We start from the raw sequence: 15537 nt of genomic DNA, 5'->3' as shown, positions 1-15537 counted from the left end.
TGAGACGTCAGACATCTCGATCAACAGCTCGGGGGCCTCGCTCGTTGCGCTCCTGAGCCGTCACCTGATCAGAGGCCAACTCGAAGAAGCTCAGTGGCCGAGTTCGCCAACACGTACCACGCGGCCCCTCCGGCCCCACCGAGCACGACGAGTGCGACAACGAGCAGCACGATCAGCCCGGCCTTCTTCTTCCGCGGCCGCGCAGACGGAACGGGCGCTCCGGGGTATTGCTGTGGATGGCCGTAACCGGGCTGGGGAGCCATCGGATACTGCGGGGGCACCGAGTGTTGGGGATAGCCGTAACCGGGCTGCCCTGGTGGGCCGGCGGACGGCTGCTGCGGGTAGCCGTAGCCGGGCTGTCCCGGCGGTGTCGAAGGTGGCTGTTGCGGATAGCCGTATCCCTGCGGCGGTTGGTAGCCCTGCTGGGGTGGCATGGGGGGCTGCTGGGGTGGAGGGGGCTGCTGCCCGTAGGGACCGGAACCCGGCACAGGTCCGTTGGCGCTCATCGGATGTTGCTCCTGACGTACTGGGCCCAGGCGGTCTGGAATTCGCTCTCGTTCATGCCAACTGCCTTCTGCAGCTGCTGGTCGAGGTTCGTCGGATGCCTGTAGTGGTCCACGACAAACTCGAAGAGCGCTTCCTCGCCGCCCTTCTCCGCGATGAAACGATTGGCCAGATAGCTGAGGGCGTAGTTCGCACCGACCGAGTTGCCCGCCGATGAGAAGTCCTGGCCGGGCAGTTCGCCGTCGAACTCCTCCCCCGCCATGTCAGCACGCACCCGCTGGTCACCCAGAGTCGGGTCGAACCGATAGGAAACGTACTCTGCAAATCCCTCGACAACCCACGCCCGAATGCTCGTCTTCTCGTCCTGGCCGTAGGCACCAGGGTCCTGCGGCTGAACAAGAGCGTGCGTGATTTCATGGCGGGAGATCTCTCCGACACCCCTGCGCCACGCGGAGGAAGTGAACTGGCCCGCCGAGGTGTCCATCTTGATGCGCGCGCCGCCGTATTCGAGCCGATCTTTGTCGCTGCTGCCGTTGTTGAAGGCGGGCATGGGCACGCTTTGCCCAGCATCCCATCCCACGTCAGATCCGTCGTTGTTGTACAGCCTCGAGTACGTCTTACGGTTCGGCTCAAGTACGACGAGGAAGCCCTCAGGGGTGTTGGGAACCGACGACGTCTTCGATCCCCACAGCGCGATGTCCTTCTCTGCGCTCTCCTCGACGATGGGCGCGAAACGGCCGGCGTCAACGGCGTTCTTCTTGGCCGAGATCGTGATGGTGTGCGCTTGACGCTTGACGTACATGTCGTCGTAGAGGTCCCAGGGGGCCGGATAGTAGACCGCGTTGGCCAATGCGCTCGCGCCTGGAGATCCCCCCACCTCACTGATGCGCGGCGGGGCCGAGTCGGACTGCTTCTCGACCGTCCACCGATACCACTCGGAGACCGGTCGAACGTCAACGCCCTTGATCTGATGGACGAAGGCCACGTCCAGCGCGAGCTTCACATCGGAGCCGTACTCATCCGAACCGTCGCCGGTCTGCTGGAGCACCATGTACTTGCTCTCCGCGAAAGGAACCTTCCGCAGATTCTCGAAGATCTTGCGCTGCTTGTCCTTTGCCGCGCCGACGAACGGCTTCAGGAACTCGTCTTCGTCTCCGCTCTTCAAGGCATTCGTGCGGCCGTTGAGCAACGTGTCGATCTCGTCCGAGCTCAAGATCTGCTGTGCCTCGTCGCCGCCGTCCTGGGCGCCGGGCAGCGAGCCCCCGCCAACAGCCTTGTAGAGAGCCAGCCCACCGACTGCGAAGACGGCCACCACAGCCAGGACCAGCAGCCCGATCACGACGCGCTTCAGCCCCTTGCCATCGCCAGAGTTGTCAGGCGGTGGCGGCGGTGGCGGATACCACCCTTGCTGCTGGACTGGTGCCCCGTACGGACCGGCGTGCCCCGGGCCTCCCGGTGGCGGCGTCGAATAGGACATGGCTACCTCTCATGCGGTCATTCGGATGAAGGGCACGATGCGGTCCAGCCACACGTGACATAGGCCCGGGTGACTCACCCGGGCCTCAATGGGCGATGCGTGCAGGCTCATTGAGCGGCACTCACATTGCCCGACTTACCCTCCCCTTATGTTCAGGCAACACCTTATGACCTTGGCTAACGCAGTCCTTACTGGCTTCTATGGGGCTCCCGTGCAGAAACTGTGATCAGAAGCGGCAGGGGGCCGCACGGCGGGGCACTCTCCTCCGGGCTGCGCACTGCGGCCGGTGGTCGAACTCGTAGCTCCAGGTGAGCCCGTCTGGAGCGGTGACCTGGGTGAGGTGGAGTTCGGCGTCGTACGCGTAGAGAGAACTCGCGGGGCGGCGGGCAGATGATGGCGACCTACCGGCAGAACACCGGGCCGAACTACTCCTGCTCCTGACGGGGCATGCGCGGCCACGACCTCGCCGCCACCGTGGCCAAGAGCTGGGCACCCGACGACGCCTGGCGAACCGCCCTGCCCTGGCTGCCCCTGGACTCCTGAATCCAGGACGATCTGAAGTGTCCGCCGACTACTACGACTACAAGCCCGGCGCTGGTCATGGTCGGCAGGTCCGCCGCAACCCGTCCTCAGCCTGCGATACCGGATCGCTCATGGGCTCAGAACGGCTTCTTGGGCCGCTGCCCCGTGGCCAGCCACGTCTGCAACTGCTCAGTGGTGTAGGCGGAAGGAGGGAACCCCACAAACGACTTGGTCGAAGCGGAGGAAGGCCGAGGTCTCGCACTGGTCCGCGCCTGCGCCGACGTATGGGGCTGGCAGCCGCTGGCCAGGAACGGCAACCGGGGCAAGTGCGTGTGGTGCGAGATCATTGCCGCGTAGGTCGTGTGGCAAGGTCAGCGGGAGTCGGCCATCCGGTACTCGCAAGCAATCCCCCGGGCCGCTGACGTTCGAAGATAGTGCTGGCCTGGCCTGGCCGTGGCACTCGTCAGTGATCACGGCCTGCTCCGAACTGTCGCAGAGCGCATCCGCGATTAGGGGGTCGGCTCCGCGGCCATGGCGATCCAGCTCAGGATGCCCACGGGGATCGCGACGATGACGGCATAGCCCATCCGGTCGGCGACCCGCTGACGCCTCGAGGGCTGCCGGCTATGGGATTCCCGGCGCTGGGACGCTCCCCGTGGCTTGATCGCTTGGTACGCGAGGCATCCGAGGACGGCCACGCAGACCGAAACCTGCCAGAGTTCGCCCACGATGCCCCAGAACCCGACCCGCTGAATCGTGTGGGGCTCCAGCCCCCGCCGTGCATCGAACTCGGTGCCGTCCGGGTAGTCGTGCCCGGTGTCTTTGAGGTGTACGTAGACGGCGTCGGCGGCTGTGCCGCCGTCCCGCGTGAAGTCCCCGTAGCAGTCGTAGTTGGAGTTCTTACGGGTGTTGCTGGTGTTGACGCAGGTGTCCACCTTGTATGTGCCAGGGGTGCCGTAGACGCCTGCGGACAAGGCAAGGTCGGCAGTCGCGGTGACGCACCAGAAGGCTGTCACGAGGGCGAGGACGACGCCACACACCCAGCCGAATACACGCATCATCCGTGCACCAAGATCCTCGGCTCCTTCTCCAACAGCCCGGAGATACCGGCTTGTTCGGCAAGGGCCCTGCGCCGCGGGTCGGCTTGGGCGCGCTCCTGCTCGTACTTGTCCCAGTCCGCGGGCTGCACGAAGAGCATGTCGTTGCTCCCCGGCACGATCATGACGCCGCCAAAGGCCAGGTCACCTGCGAACCAGGCCCCTCCCTCCTCGACCTCCTTCGGCCAGCGGCGCACTGTCGAGGCGTTGATCGCACGCAGAGAAGGAGCGCCGTGCTGCCCGCGCACCGACAGCCGGACGGTGTGTACATCGCCCAGGTACTTCCACTCGGTGTCCTTCTTGGACACACGCGTGCGGTACTCCAAGGGGTAGGTGTGCAGCACCTTCTCGCACACCTTGAACCGCGACCCATGCCGCAGCCGGAGGACGAGGAAGATCAACACGAGCAGGGCGGCAGGGGCACAGAAAGCGGGCAGGGCAGCATCCCAGCCACCCAGACGCGCCACGATCGGCACGACGAAAAGGATCACGGCGAGCGCTAGGCGAGTGGCAATGTGCCGGTACAGGAGGGTCCGGTTGTGTTTGAGTACCTGCGCAATGTCGGGCGCCTTGGGCGGGTTGTCCATGAAGGGGGTTCTGTCCTTATCCGAGGTCGTTGACCCATGGCCGCCTCGTCCGCGCACGCTCGCGGCTCGCTGCACGGTGTCGGCGCCAGCTTCGCCGAATCAGGGGTGCCCGCGTACGGGCCACCCCGCGACGGATGTCTCGGTGCGCGTCCGCGAGATGAAGAGCGGGCGGAAGGGTGCCGCCGGTTTCACAGTTTCACGAGTCTCTGGCCTGCAAAGGAATTTGGGATCTGTCGGACCCGGCCTTCCCTCGATCGGTGACCGACCTGAAAGAGGTCACTTATCTACGTGAGTAGCCCATGGATAGGGTTATACCTACTCTTTACAACCACTTGCTGCACGCCAATGTGTCGGGTAGTCACCGAAACGTCTCACTGCCCGTACGGGGGCTGCTGGGTGTAGGGATTGGGGTTCTGCGGAGGCTGTGCAGGAGGAGCGGAGTACCCGTACGGCTGGTTGGGAGCAGGGGCGGGGTACGGGGGTTGAGCGGCCGGGGGCATTGCTTGCTGGGGCGGGTACCCCATGGTCTGGGGGTAAGGCCCGTTGATGGGGCCGCCGTTCGCCGAATTACGGCGGCTACGGGTCACGGCGAAGACAACGACGGCGGCGATGACGGCTCCGAGGCCGATAACGCCGATGAGAAGGACGATGGCGCCCATTGATGTGGATCCCTTCCTGCTCTCAGCCTGTTTTGCCGAGCGGTCATTGTCCGCGGATGCATCGTCGGCCAACTGGATATGACCGACGGGATTCCCCTTGGACCCCTAGGGAATATTCATCGTGAGGGCTTTGTAATCAGACAGTTTGCCGATGCGCTCGACAGCCTCGCCAGCCACACAACTGTCTCTCACCACTTCTTCCGGTCGATCCCGGCGCGCTGGGCGCGGTCCAAGGCGTCAGCGTCAGCCTTTGCCCTGCGAGACTCCAGCTGCTCCCATTGTCGGGGCTTGGTGAACATCGGGGCTTCACCACCGGGGATCGCGACAATTCCGCCGAAGCGTTCGTCGCCCGCGAACCAGATGGCCGAGGCCATGTCCCCTTCCCACGTGCGGTGACGTATCACCGGGCTCATGACCAGCTCTGGGGACCAACGCCCGGAGCCATGAGACATCTTGACGACATGCGGACTCCGGGGTCGTCGTTCGATTACGTCGAGGCGACGGACGCCCGGCCGCTGTTCCCACGGATAGACACGAAGGACTCGCTCGATACGCCGCAACCAGCGGAAATTGGCGATGATGACTTGAAGCATCACCAAGCAGAGAATCCACACGAGGACGGGTACAAACCTGACCGGGCCGAAGCCCAGGGCGATGAGCAGCCCGGCGGCGGCAGCGATGAGGACTATCAGCGCCAGGCGTATCCACAGTCGCACGCGAAGCGATCGGCAGATTTCCAGCATCCGTGGATCATCCAGGGCGTTTCCCGAAAGCGGGGGCGTCTGCGGGCCGTCGGTCGACAAGTGATTCCGACTCATCCGAATGTCTCTCGCATGTCATCCTCGAGTGCTCGTTGTCGAGCGGTCGCCAGGGCCGGACTCGGCCCTTCTGGGTCATCGAACGTAACGGTGTGGGCCATGGCCAGCAAGATCTCCCGGTACTCGGCCTCGTAGGCCAGCGCGGCCGTGGTGAGCTGCATGAGGTAGACCGATGATCCCGTACGGTTGGGGATCAGAACGGTGCCGCGCCAGACGCGGTCCTCGGCATCGTTGGGGTCCGCACCCTCACGGGCGGGCGGCGCCGGAGCGCGCTCTATCCCATCGGTGAGCAGGGCCGGCCCACAGGGCAGGTCGACCATGGTGGCTTCGGTGGCACCTCCTGCGCCCAGCGCGTCGAGTGCCCCGGCGAGCGCGAGCGCAGGCTTGATCCCCTCAAGCGGCTGTTCGGCAACCGTCAGCACGGACACCATGAATGCGGAGCCGTCCTCCTCGGGATGGGCACCGATGGAGACATGGATGACGCCCTGCTTCTCCAGCATGCCCAGGATGTGGGGTCAACGAGGTCTTCGACGCGCTCGACGAACAAACCGCCGTGGTCCCGGGAACCGGCACCCTCGACATCGTGATCCCGTCCCTGGCCCGCTCGCTCGCCGCCGTCCACGAACAACGACGAGCCCTGGAGGCCCAGATCCAGGCCCTGCTGGAGCCTCACCCTCTTTCCGCGGTCCTGACCTCGATTCCGGGGGTCGCGGTCAGGACCGCCGCCACCTTGCTGGTCACCGTCGGCGACGGCACCAGGTTCCCCACCGCCGCCCACCTCGCCCCCTACGCTGGCCTCGCCCCCACGACCAAGTCTTCGGGAACCTCGCTCCACGGCGAACACGCGCCCCGAGGCGGCAACCGACAGCTCAAACGCGCGATGTTCCTGTCCGCATTCGCCGCCCTGCACGATCCCGCCTCCCTCACCTACTACGACCGATGCCGGGCCCGCGGAAAGACCCACACCCAGGCACTTCTCCGCCTGGCCCGCCAGCGGATCAACGTGCTGTTCGCGATGCTCCGCGACGGGACCTTCTACGAACCGAGAACCCCACGCCTCGCTTGACGAAAGACATAGAGGCCCCCCGGACTGGCAATTCTTGGAATTTTGCCAAACGGCATGGTCATCATGGCCCAATCCGGGTATTGGGATAGACTCAGCGTCTTCAATCCCTCGCGACGGGAGAGCAAGGACGAACTTGATCAACAGCTATCCCGCGACTCGCTTCTTAGGGGCATCCTGGCCCAAATAGGATCCACAGGCCGCGGTCACTCCGAGGAAACCGACAATTCCCGCCGCCCATCGCCAACCAGTCGCCACATCGAACGTCAACAGCGCGGCACAAGCTATGACGACCACACAGATCTGCAATTCTAGGGACTCGAGGAAAAGAGGCCACTGGGAGCGAGGATCAAATACTCGGAGCGGCTGGCCCTGTCCAGGAACAGGGCTGAGCTTCTCAATGGAGACACCACTGTCGTTGAACGACCGCGCCTGGTCGACACTCATCATTCCGTGCACGACCAAGCCGGTGTCGAATACCAACGCCGCAGGGGTTGCGCGCGGAGAAATCCGCCAGCCCCGCGCTCCCCGATGCGCATCCCAGCACAGCCAAAGCTGCTGACCCTCCATCGCCTCGGGTAGACCGCCCTTGCCTGCATCAGTGTAGAAGCGCACCCATCCGGCGTCTGTTTGGATCTCCAGATGCTTCCCCTTGAGCGGCGATCCCCGCCCTGCCGTGTCGAAATGTCCGCCAATTCGGGTGTAGCTTCCCCGAATAGCCTTGTCCTTCTTGCCTAGTTGAGAGAACGAACGAAAACCATGTTTGACTGACAGATGATTCACGGCCAGGAACCAACTGAGAACCGTAGCAGCGACGAACAACCAGCGCATGTACGCGGGCATCGTTTCCCCACGCAGTTTCCAACCAAGACTGCGCTCGTTCCCTGCCAGTGCCCCGAGGCGCGGCTGGGCAGGCGCATACAGCACCTCCACCTGGTCACCGGGACTCAACGGCTCGTTCGTCGTGGCTTCGACCGTTGCCGACACGGTCTCGCCATCGGCTTCGACGGGCAGTTGGACGACGACGGTCGACACATAGGGGTCAGTGCCTCGGGAGGACTTTCTACGCACATCGCTGATCTTTTCCGCCCTCGCGACTCCGAACTCGGCTCCGGCCGAATGGAGACGCTCCACCTTCACCGGCCTCTGCGGTGTTCCTACAGTCAGGGCGATAACCCCCAGCAACACAGTGGAGATCCCGATCACCCAGGCAAGGCTTCGAAGCTGCCGACCTCGTCTCGAAGGGATGGTCCGCGGCATAGAGAGCGGCTCCAGGACCGAGCCATGCGCATCCTCGACCGCCTCAGAGACCGCAGCCGCGGCGACCTCGTCGAGCGGCCGCCAACCCCCTGACGACCGTTGCTGGAGCGCGATCGCCACTACACAGACGAGCGCAAAGCCAAGGGAGACCAGTACCAGCTGCCGCCGCAGCTCTGGGTCGGAACCGAACAGCCACAGCCCGAGCACGGACGTCGCTGCAGTCACTCCCAGCCCCGCACACCACGCGCCAATCCTAGGGGACACCTTGAATGGCGTACGAGTCACTTCCCCATGCATCATCAGCCGAAATCCTCGCGAATCCGGTCCGTTGCCGACGCGTGGTTCCCCTCAACGCCCCGCTCGGCGGCCTTCTGCGCCTCTCCAGAACTCTTGTCCACTCCATCGAACCCGTCCTTCGCGGTGTTCGCGGAAACGCCCCCTGCTATAGGAGTGGCGGCACCAAAGGCGGCGTCAATTCCGGCCTGTTGGTGCTCCGGCCGATCCCCGCTGTAGGCGAAGTCATTATCGTTCCTCAGACCTCGGGCCATGTCGTCAAGTCCCCTGTCGACGACCCTTGCTCCGCCACCGATTCCACCGGCTGCGCCTCCGGTGACACCAGTGACGAGGCTCTGCCTGATGTCGAAATCGTCACCCGTGCGCAACGAGTCCAGGTAGTCTCCCGACATCCCTCCTGCCGCACCGCCAGCCACCCCGCTGAGGATGTCCCCGCCACCCAGCGCGGTCACGCCCTTGCCTGCGGCGGTCCCGACCGTCGCGCCCGCCAGGCCTCCGACCATGTTGGTGCCGACTTCCCAACCATTGCCGCTGACCTTGCTGGTAACCATGCCGCCGGCAGTGCCACCCGCCCAGTTCAACAACCCATCGGCGAGGAGTTTCCCTGCCCTTCCTGAGTTATACAGAGCCCGGAACGCTGTGCTGATCGCCCGCAGGAGCCTGCCCAGGCGGCCCGCGGCATCGAGAGCCCTTGTGACCAACATGGTGACTCGCGCTGTACCGGCCGCTGCCGAGACACCCAGCGTGAGGAACGACATACCCACCGAGACGCCGATGGAAATCCCGATCTCCGTATAGATATCGTGGATCTCATCATTGACCTGTTCAATGCTCTCAGCAGCATCCTCGAGGCCCTTGGCCGCTTTGTCGAAGTCATCCGTTGCATCCAGGACGGCAGCAGCAAATTCGTTCCAATGAGCCTGGAATGCATTGGCTGCCTCACCGCGCCAGGTGTGCCCGACGGTTCTTTTGACATCTTTGTCTAGATCCTTGACCAGGCCCTCGACATCCGACTTAAGCGTTCGCCACGCCTTGGCCGCGTCTTTCAACACATCCGGGCGACCACCGGGATTGATGATTTCAATGCCGAGTTCGATGATCTCTTCGGCCGCGGACTCGTTTCCGCTCACCGGTCGCCGCCCTCGTGCTTCCCGAAGAGGACTGCGAGGTCGTCGTCGGTGACCTCGGTGTCCCTGTTCACCTTCCGCAAAGCGTCGGCAATCTTGTCCAAGTGCTCATGCACGACCTTCATGGCGCTGGCAACATCCGCAGAGTAAGAGATGTAGGCGGAGGTGACTTCCTCCGATTCGGTCAGGACACCGAATCCGTCGGTTATGGCTTCTTCTCCTGTCTGCTCCTCGAATTTCTTGAGGTAGGACCTCAGGTCGTATGCCTGCAACTCAAACTTGCGGGCCAATTCCCTGCCCGCTCCAGGCTCGTAATACGAGGTTCCGTCATCAGCCATTTCAGTCCTCATCTTGGGGGTGTACAGGCCGCAGAGCACGGTGCGAAGACCATCACTCGCTGAGCGACCTCCGCCTCGACTGTGTAGGCCATGGGTCAATCCGATAACAGGGCGGAGCACCACCAAGAATACGAGGATCGCTATGGCCAAACACTCCTGCCGCCGCTGGACGGTCAGCTACGCCTACTGCCCCTGGTGCGGGGGCTGTTGGGCGTAGGGGTTCGGGTGCTGCTGACCTGGAGGAGCGGGGTACCCCTGGTTCGGAGCGGAGTTGGGGTACGGCTGCTGGGCAGGCGGGTACGTTGGGTACTGGGAGCCTCCACCGCCGGAGCCGGGGCCGCCGTTGCCGCGGTTACCTCGGCTGCGCATCACCGCGAAGATGATGCCGCCGATCACTACTACCGCCGCGATGCCACCGATGATGAGGGGGATGGGCAGGCGGCTTGAAGAGTCCTGCTCCTTGGCCTGAGTTGAGCCGTCTTCGTTGCCTTCGGTGGCGCTGCCGGCCTTTGACTCTGTGCTGGACGGGAGCTGCCCCAAGGGGCCTTCCTTGGAACCCTTGGGGATGTCCATCGTGAGGGCCTTGTTGGGGCGGAGGATGCCGTAACCGTATTCGCGATCAGGGGCCTTCAATCCCTTGTGCTGAAGGAATGAAGCTGACTTGATGAGGCGGTTGATTACCTGGCCTGCGGTGAGGTCAGGATACTTGGCCCGGACAAGGGCTGCCGCAGCGGAAACATAAGCCGTGGCGTCCGAAGTTCCGCTGTCCAAGCTATATCCGTCGGACCGATTCTTGTTCGCAGAGACGATCTCAACGCCTGGAGCAACAAGGGCCAATCCCTTTCCAGTATTGGATTCGTCCCAGAGGTTCCCGTCCTTGTCTACGGCGCCGACAGAGACTACACCCGGCAGAGCTGCCGGCTCATCAACGGTGAACCCTCCTTCATTACCCGCAGCCGCAACAACTACGACGTCGTGTGCTTGGGCATACGCGATTGCCTCGCGGCCACTAGTGAGAGTCCTACCGCCTCTTCCTCCGCTGAGAGAAAGGTTGATGACCTTCGCGCCGTTGTCCACGGCATATCGCACAGCCTTGGCCCAAGTGTCGTCCTCGAAATCATCATCCTTGTTCTGAAGAACGCGCAGCGGAAGAATTTTTGCTTTCGGCGCGAGCCCCACCATGCCCGCTTTATTTCCCGCACCATGGCCATGGCCAGCAATCAAGCTCGCCATGCCGGTGCCATGTCCGGCCACATCCTTCTGAGCATTTCCCCCTCCGGTGAAGTCCTTCCCTTGGAGGACTTGACCAGTCAGGTCAGGGTGACTGCCATCGACACCTGAGTCGACGACGGCAACGGTGACTCCCTCACCCTGAGTCAACGCCCAAGTTGCGTCCATCTTGTAGGCATCCAGGACCCACTGCTGGTCCCGAACGTAATCGGCCGAGGCAATCGGGGCTGAAGTGAGGAGCAAGGCTCCTGTCAACGCCACAACCCCCGTCGTGGACCAGACTCGCTTGGCACCCATGTTCTTTGCTCCTCACTCAACAACGGCTGGTTCCGCCAGCCTTCATACGAGCGAGCCGCACGGTTCCTCCGTGCGGCTCGCCAACGTACCTACTCGATGGTTCGCGGGACGTTCCGGTTGCGGTCCTCTTCCGAGATCCAGGTCTCTTCGTCCTCGACCAAGTAGTCGGGGCGGTCGCCCTGGCTGTTCTCCTTCTTGCGGCGGTCCTTGCCACCCGCCCCAGCTGCGCCAGCCTGGGTGCCGCCCCGGCTGCCGTGCAAGCCTGCACCGCCACCGGCACCCTTGCCGACTCCCTTGGCCGCCCCGACCACACCGCCACGGGCCCTCGCGAGGGCTCCACGACCGCCAGCGCTGGCACCACCTCGGCCAGCTGCGCCGAGGCCCCCGCCACCCATGCCACCCATACCTGCTCGCCCTCCGGCGGCGCGGCCAGCCGCGCCAGTACCGGTCACGCCACCGCGACCGCCAGCAAATCCGACGCCGCCGCCCAAACCAGACGTTCCGCCAGGAGCCACGACACCGGAACCCTGGGATCCGCTGACACCGAAGTTGCCACTGCCACCGGGTACGCCCGCACTGGTGCCGGGACCTGTCCCTGTCATACCGGTGGAGATGCTGTCCACATTCGTCCCGGTCGAAGGGAGACTCGTCTTGGTCGTCGGAAGCTGCGTGCCTCCCGTGATGCCCGGGGCACGGGGCACTGTCGGGGCTGGCTTGATGCCAGCGGTCTGGCCTGCACTCCACGGCTTATTACCCGATGTCGAACCGCTTGGACGGGACGCACCCGCACCGGGCGAGACGACAGGTGGCGGGTACTCCACTTCACGGTTCGGGTCTTTGATGTGGCCATCGTCGCCCGTTCGGATCTTATTGTTCTGCAGGTTCCGCGTGACTCGCATGTAGTTGGCCCCGAGGGTCTCCATAGCCCCGACGGCCTTCAGTTGCACGTACCTGCTGGAACCGATATCACTCTCATATTCGTCGGCGATTTGCGCGGCGCTCTTGTCGCCTTTCGCAAGCGCCGCGTTGGCGTTGGATCCGTCGGTTGTAATCTCGGTCAAGTCATCGAGGCCTTTTTCCAAGACGCCCGGTTCCTCAAGGTGATCCACTACAGTCTTGGCGATCCGCAACTGCGTACTGGCGTCAGCCATCTGGGACCTGTTGAGGTCAGCCTGCCAAGCTGCGTTCCGGATGCTGGTCGATACCTTGGCAGCCTCTTTCGAAAAGGCCGTTGCCGCATCCCCTCCCCAGTGCTCCAGAACCTCCTTGACCGCCTTGTCGAGCGCACCGGCGATCCCAAGGCTGTCGCCCTTACCGCCGACGAGGATGTCGTGGACCATTCCCCAGTTCTCACCCGTGGTCTTGACCGCTTCCGGATCGGCGTCAGCGAGCATCGCCTTGAGCTTCACCAGCGGAAACTCAATGAAATCCGTCTTCGTCTCAGGGCGCCCCGAATAGCACATTCCCTGATCAAGCACCGGCGGCTTCTGCATCTCTTTGCCATCAGTCATTGGCGAACCCTCCCTCAGTCAGTGATTCTCGATCGGGCTACTTACTCGAATGATCTATTTCCCGAGTCGCCGCCCATCTGCTGCCTGTTCGCGTATTCCTGCTCGGTGTACTTGTCCCTGACCTTGGAGGTGCTCTTGCCGAACCTGGTAATCAATCCGTGCAGCCCCGCGATGGCGTCTTCGAGGTCGTCCTTCGCATCCTTGTGAGCATGGAAAAGGTCAGACGCCTCTTGGAAGGTGCCTGCCGCACCAAACGCCTTCATCGAAATATCCGTACGATACCTCGACGTCTTCCCCGCCTCATCCATGTCGTCCAGCAGCGTCCAAAGGCGCCTGATGACCTCATCAAGCGCGCTCAGATCAACCCGCATTCCGTCGCTCATACCCCGTTGTCCTCTCCCCTGTACCTCAAATTGTCAGCACCGCTCGGTGCCCAAGTCATCGCCCGCGTCGGCCGATCCGGTCGGCTAACCCGACTACCCAGCCCGACCAACGCGCCCAACCCGCTCAGCTCTTCCTACCCGCCGACTACGCCAGTCCCGCACAGCCACCCCACTCCCCGCAACCACGAGCACCAACGCAAGCCCCGTCCCCAGCACATAAATGGCTGTCCGGCGCTCCCGCTCCGCCTCGCTCTCCCCCATGGTCACAGCCATGGGAACAACCCCGCCAGACCCGGTCTTCACTGCCGGATCCGGCGTCGGCGAGGTGCCCGGTGTCGAGTCGTCCGACAACGCGGCCACCGGGTCGATCACGCCCCACCCGGTGTAGCGGTTGGGGCCGCGGCCCGGGCGCTGAGCCGTTTCCTCGATGCGCGTGGCGATCTGATCTGCGTTCCAGCCCGAGTGCTTCTCCTTCAGCAGGGCCGCGACGCCCGCGACGTACGGGGCCGCGAAACTCGTCCCGTCCGCCGAGCACTGGCCGCTCTTCGGGACCGTAGAAACCATGTCGACGCCCGGAGCCGCGACGTCCACGAAGTCTCCCGACTGGGAGAAGTAGGCGCGTTCGTCGTTGCGGTCGGAGGCCGCCACCGCCAGCACGCCCGGGTACGCGGCGGGGTACGTGTCCGCGGACTTGCCGTCGGCTCCGTCGTTGCCGGCGGCCGCCACGACCAAGGCCCCCGAGTTCACGGCCGCCGTCACGGCGCTCTCCAGCGTCGGGTCGGTTCTTTTGTTGGCCGTGTCCGAAGAGATGTTGATGATGTCCGCGCGCGCGGCGATTGCAGCACGGATCGCCTGAGACATGGTCCCGGCGTCGCCCTTCTTGTTCTCTCCGCCCGCGTAGCGGAAGGAGAGGATTTTGGCGTTGGGGGCGATGCCCTCGAAGCCGGTGCCCTTCAGCGGGCGGGCCGCGATGATGCCCGCGACCCGAGTGCCGTGGCCTTCGAGGTCCTGGGTGCCGGAGCCGCCGACGAAGGACTTACTGCCGGAGGCCATGGCGCCGCTGAGCTGCGGGTTCGAGCTGTCCACACCCGTATCGATCACCGCAACCGTGACGCCCTTGCCCGTCGCCTGCCCCCACAGCTGGTCCAGGAGAACCCGCTGGAGCGACCAGGGCGTGGACTTGATGACGTCGCCGCCGAAGACGCATTCCGTGCTCGCTGCCAGGCCGAACTTCGCGCCGCCGGAGGCAGGGCTGTCGGAAGCGAATGCCGGCGGCGCCGACACCACGCACAGCCCACTCGCCGCAAGCACGCCAAAAACCCGCTGCAGTGCGCGGGTTCCACTGTTGCGGTCGTTGCGGCTACGCGAACGGGCTCTGCGGCCCTCCACGTTCAGGCCCCTCATGTCCAGGCCCCCAGGGCTTCCTCGACGTACCGGTGACGGACGTACCAATAAACGGATGTGAAGATTTGCGGGATTTGCTGTGTACGACCCCGAAGCAGAGCTCGGCCCAGTCGACACCGTGGCGTCGGCTGGGCCGATTCTCTTCATCTCAGGTCCCTCAGGTGCCTCGGGTCGCCGACTGGCTCAGCCCCAGGTCGAGGCGTTGCTCTTCTCCGTGGCCTGGTAGCTCTCGGCCGCGCTCTGCAGCGCCGTGGAGATCTTCAGGAGGGTGTTGTGCAGGTCCTGAGCGGTCTTGTCCCACTCGGTCTGCTTGCGCTGGTAGCCCTCCTGCGCCTCGCCTTCCCAGGTGCTGGCGACGCGCTTGACCGCGGCCTCGAGGTCGTCGAGCTGCTGCTTGATGCGGCCGGCGGTCGTACGCACGTCCGTGGAGGCGTTGGTGATGGTTGCGTAATTGACGAGGATCGACATCGTCATTCCCTTTCAGGAAGAGTCGTTAGGAAGTCGTTCGGGATCGATCAGGATCAGTGGGCTCGGTGGATCGGTCCGAGCCAGGGAATCGGCTCAGCCGAAGTCCGACATGATCTTGCTGATCTCGGAGTTCTGCTGCTCTTCCGACGCGGAGTAGTTGCTCCGCGTGGAGTCCACGGCTTCCTTGATGTCGTTGAGGATGTCGCTCATCTTCTTCGCGTCCTGGTTCCAGCGCTCCTGCAGCTGGTGGTAGGACGTGGCCGCCTGGCCCTTCCAGCCGCCGGCGATCTGCTCGATGACGCCGTTCAGACGGCGGATCTCGCCCTGCAGCTGGCCGTTGGCAGTGCTGATGTCACCGGAGAGCTTGGTGAGTTCGTCCTCTGTTACCCGGAACTGGCCGGCCATGTTGAACCTTCCCCCATGTCGTCGTTGATCCGGGAAACCTGCGTTGGTGCCCGGAGAAGCTTCGCACCGTTGAGCGCTGCAAACACTCTATCG

14 protein-coding genes and 3 pseudogenes are annotated in these 15537 nt (G+C 64.1%); 2 read left to right on the top strand and 15 right to left on the bottom strand.

The window, feature by feature from the left end:
- Nucleotides 1-502: 502 nt before the first annotated feature.
- On the bottom strand, nucleotides 503-1981 hold the full coding sequence (locus tag ACFY10_RS27590; protein ID WP_390667875.1) for a hypothetical protein: 1479 nt from the start codon (nucleotides 1979-1981) through the stop codon (nucleotides 503-505).
- Nucleotides 1982-2207: 226 nt separating this feature from the next.
- Nucleotides 2208-2330, bottom strand: a pseudogene (locus ACFY10_RS27585) (hypothetical protein); the annotation flags it as partial.
- 401 nt (nucleotides 2331-2731) lie between these two features.
- Here ACFY10_RS27585 and ACFY10_RS27580 point away from each other — a divergent pair.
- Nucleotides 2732-2860: pseudogene (locus ACFY10_RS27580) on the top strand (ATP-binding protein); the annotation flags it as partial.
- Nucleotides 2861-3012: 152 nt separating this feature from the next.
- Here the strand turns inward: ACFY10_RS27580 and ACFY10_RS27575 are convergent.
- The 4 genes from ACFY10_RS27575 to ACFY10_RS27560 all read right to left on the bottom strand — a co-directional run bounded on the left by ACFY10_RS27575 (nucleotide 3013) and on the right by ACFY10_RS27560 (nucleotide 6164).
- A complete protein-coding gene (locus ACFY10_RS27575) occupies nucleotides 3013-3564 on the bottom strand; it encodes a hypothetical protein (RefSeq protein WP_390667874.1) in 552 nt (183 codons plus the stop codon).
- Nucleotides 3561-4187 (bottom strand): hypothetical protein, encoded by a 627-nt coding sequence (locus ACFY10_RS27570; protein WP_390667873.1) that lies wholly within the window; start codon nucleotides 4185-4187, stop codon nucleotides 3561-3563. Before ACFY10_RS27570 ends, ACFY10_RS27575 begins: the two co-directional genes overlap by 4 nt.
- An 847-nt stretch (nucleotides 4188-5034) precedes the next feature.
- Nucleotides 5035-5649: a hypothetical protein gene (locus tag ACFY10_RS27565; protein ID WP_390667872.1), complete on the bottom strand. Its 615-nt coding sequence runs from the start codon at nucleotides 5647-5649 to the stop codon at nucleotides 5035-5037.
- Nucleotides 5650-5660: 11 nt separating this feature from the next.
- Nucleotides 5661-6164 carry a hypothetical protein gene (locus ACFY10_RS27560; RefSeq protein ID WP_390667871.1) on the bottom strand — a complete coding sequence of 168 codons (504 nt, stop codon included), beginning with the start codon at nucleotides 6162-6164 and terminating at the stop codon, nucleotides 5661-5663.
- A gap of 23 nt (nucleotides 6165-6187) precedes the next feature.
- Between ACFY10_RS27560 and ACFY10_RS27555 the strand changes: the two are divergent.
- Nucleotides 6188-6730: pseudogene (locus ACFY10_RS27555) on the top strand (transposase); the annotation flags it as partial.
- 144 nt (nucleotides 6731-6874) lie between these two features.
- Here the strand turns inward: ACFY10_RS27555 and ACFY10_RS27550 are convergent.
- From ACFY10_RS27550 to ACFY10_RS27510, 9 genes are all read right to left on the bottom strand, one after another.
- Nucleotides 6875-8212, bottom strand: coding sequence for a hypothetical protein (locus tag ACFY10_RS27550; protein ID WP_390667870.1), 1338 nt, complete (start codon nucleotides 8210-8212; stop codon nucleotides 6875-6877).
- Between the two features lie 74 nt (nucleotides 8213-8286).
- Complete coding sequence (locus tag ACFY10_RS27545; RefSeq protein ID WP_390667869.1) at nucleotides 8287-9411, bottom strand: WXG100 family type VII secretion target; 1125 nt, start codon at nucleotides 9409-9411, stop codon at nucleotides 8287-8289.
- Nucleotides 9408-9746 carry a hypothetical protein gene (locus tag ACFY10_RS27540; protein ID WP_390667868.1) on the bottom strand — a complete coding sequence of 113 codons (339 nt, stop codon included), beginning with the start codon at nucleotides 9744-9746 and terminating at the stop codon, nucleotides 9408-9410. Before ACFY10_RS27540 ends, ACFY10_RS27545 begins: the two co-directional genes overlap by 4 nt.
- A gap of 183 nt (nucleotides 9747-9929) precedes the next feature.
- Nucleotides 9930-11273 (bottom strand): type VII secretion-associated serine protease mycosin, encoded by a 1344-nt coding sequence (mycP, locus tag ACFY10_RS27535; RefSeq protein WP_390667867.1) that lies wholly within the window; start codon nucleotides 11271-11273, stop codon nucleotides 9930-9932.
- Nucleotides 11274-11362: 89 nt separating this feature from the next.
- Complete coding sequence (locus tag ACFY10_RS27530) at nucleotides 11363-12784, bottom strand: hypothetical protein (protein WP_390667866.1); 1422 nt, start codon at nucleotides 12782-12784, stop codon at nucleotides 11363-11365.
- 41 nt (nucleotides 12785-12825) lie between these two features.
- Nucleotides 12826-13167 (bottom strand): hypothetical protein, encoded by a 342-nt coding sequence (locus tag ACFY10_RS27525; RefSeq protein WP_390667865.1) that lies wholly within the window; start codon nucleotides 13165-13167, stop codon nucleotides 12826-12828.
- Nucleotides 13168-13260: 93 nt separating this feature from the next.
- A complete protein-coding gene (gene mycP, locus ACFY10_RS27520; RefSeq protein ID WP_390667864.1) occupies nucleotides 13261-14478 on the bottom strand; it encodes a type VII secretion-associated serine protease mycosin in 1218 nt (405 codons plus the stop codon).
- A 276-nt stretch (nucleotides 14479-14754) separates the two neighbouring features.
- Nucleotides 14755-15045, bottom strand: coding sequence for a WXG100 family type VII secretion target (locus ACFY10_RS27515; RefSeq protein WP_275776768.1), 291 nt, complete (start codon nucleotides 15043-15045; stop codon nucleotides 14755-14757).
- An 87-nt stretch (nucleotides 15046-15132) separates the two neighbouring features.
- On the bottom strand, nucleotides 15133-15444 hold the full coding sequence (locus tag ACFY10_RS27510) for a WXG100 family type VII secretion target (protein WP_030944974.1): 312 nt from the start codon (nucleotides 15442-15444) through the stop codon (nucleotides 15133-15135).
- Between the last annotated feature and the right edge of the window lie 93 nt (nucleotides 15445-15537).

Source organism: Streptomyces sp. NPDC001401 (assembly GCF_042895385.1).
GTDB lineage: Bacteria > Actinomycetota > Actinomycetes > Streptomycetales > Streptomycetaceae > Streptomyces.
This window is presented reverse-complemented; position numbering and strand designations above follow the sequence as displayed.